The 1,504-nt window shown below is 60.8% G+C and carries 2 protein-coding genes and 1 tRNA gene; all 3 read left to right on the top strand.

From position 1 onward, the window contains the following. Positions 1 to 44: 44 nt before the first annotated feature. The 3 genes from AB7F11_RS19030 (at position 45) to AB7F11_RS19040 (ending at position 1,504) form a co-directional block, all read left to right on the top strand. The gene (locus AB7F11_RS19030) at positions 45 to 959 is read left to right on the top strand and encodes an SPFH domain-containing protein (RefSeq protein ID WP_428300073.1); all 915 of its coding nucleotides are present in this window, start codon (positions 45 to 47) and stop codon (positions 957 to 959) included. Between the two features lie 22 nt (positions 960 to 981). Then, positions 982 to 1,374 carry a DUF2237 family protein gene (locus AB7F11_RS19035; RefSeq protein WP_428300072.1) on the top strand — a complete coding sequence of 131 codons (393 nt, stop codon included), beginning with the start codon at positions 982 to 984 and terminating at the stop codon, positions 1,372 to 1,374. A 40-nt stretch (positions 1,375 to 1,414) separates the two neighbouring features. Continuing rightward, positions 1,415 to 1,504, top strand: a tRNA-Ser gene (locus AB7F11_RS19040).

Genomic DNA, 1,504 nt, shown 5'->3' on the forward strand with positions numbered 1-1,504 from the left:
CTCCCTCTTCTCCTTCAGCAACCTATCCAAAGAACTGCGCCATCATGGAAATCGCCATCCTCCTCGTCATCATTGCTGCCATCTTCATTGCTCGATCCGTCAAGGTGGTGCCCCAACAGAATGCGTGGGTGGTGGAGCGGCTGGGCAAGTACCACTCTTCGCTCGCACCGGGTCTGAACTTCCTCGTGCCTTTCATCGACAAAGTGGCCTATAAACACAGCCTGAAAGAAATCCCGCTCGACGTGCCCAGCCAGGTCTGCATCACGCGCGACAACACCCAGTTGCAGGTCGACGGCATTCTGTACTTTCAGGTGACCGACCCCATGCGCGCAAGCTACGGTTCGTCCAACTACATCGTCGCTGTCACCCAGCTCGCCCAGACCTCGCTGCGGTCGGTGATTGGCAAACTGGAACTCGACAAGACGTTTGAAGAACGCGACATCATCAATGCGCAAGTGGTACACGCCATCGACGAAGCGGCACTGAACTGGGGTGTGAAAGTGCTGCGCTACGAGATCAAGGACCTTACGCCGCCCAAGGAAATCCTGCTGGCCATGCAGGCACAGATCACCGCCGAGCGTGAAAAGCGCGCACTGATCGCCGCCTCGGAGGGGCGTCGCCAGGAGCAGATCAACATCGCCACCGGTGAACGCGAAGCTTTCATCGCCCGCTCCGAAGGTGAAAAGCAGGCCGAGATCAACAATGCCCAAGGCGAAGCCTCTGCCATCCTGGCGGTGGCAGAAGCAACCGCCGAGGCCATTCGCAAGGTGGCCGAAGCCATCCGCCAACCCGGTGGCCAGGAAGCCGTGCAACTCAAAGTGGCGGAAAAGGCTGTAGACGCCTACAGCAAGGTCGCTGCAGACGCCACCACAACGCTCATCGTGCCCAGCAACATGACCGAAGTTTCTGCACTCATCGCTTCCGCCATGAAGATGGCCGGAACAGGCAAGACCGTTTGAGACCATCGTCCCCGCACCGGCCATGACCACCTCGCGCAACGTGTTGGGCGGCAAATTGCTGCCCTGCTCCTACGACCCGCTGACGGGTTTCTACAGGGACGGTTGCTGCGAGACCGGCCCAGACGATGAAGGCACCCACGTCGTGTGCGCTCGCGTCACGGCGGAATTTCTCGAATTCTCGCGCGCTCGTGGCAACGATCTGAGTACCCCGCAACCAGCATGGCGCTTCACCGGACTCAAGCCAGGTGATCGCTGGTGCCTGTGTGTACAGCGCTGGCTGGAAGCGCTGCAAGCCAATGTGGCACCGCCTGTGGTGCTCGAATGCACCCACGCGGCCACACTGGAGCATGTCTCGCTGGAAGTGCTGCAGAAACACGCCTGGCGAAAAACGGCCGACGGCAGCCGCGCCGCCTGAGCTGGGTGCGCCTGCTGCCTGCTACAATCGCAGGCTTCGCGGAGAGGTGGATGAGCGGTTTAAGTCGCACGCCTGGAAAGCGTGTGTGGGCTAATCCCCACCGCGGGTTCGAATCCCGCCCTCTCCGCCA

The organism is Hydrogenophaga sp., from assembly GCF_050250835.1.
In the GTDB taxonomy this organism is placed as follows: Bacteria; Pseudomonadota; Gammaproteobacteria; order Burkholderiales; family Burkholderiaceae_C; genus Hydrogenophaga.

Excerpts from the sequence above, each read along its gene's own strand:
- AB7F11_RS19030 (WP_428300073.1), top strand. The coding sequence starts at position 45 with ATGGAAATCGCCATCCTCCTCGTCATCATTGCTGCCATCTTCATTGCT.
- AB7F11_RS19035 (WP_428300072.1), top strand. The coding sequence starts at position 982 with ATGACCACCTCGCGCAACGTGTTGGGCGGCAAATTGCTGCCCTGCTCC.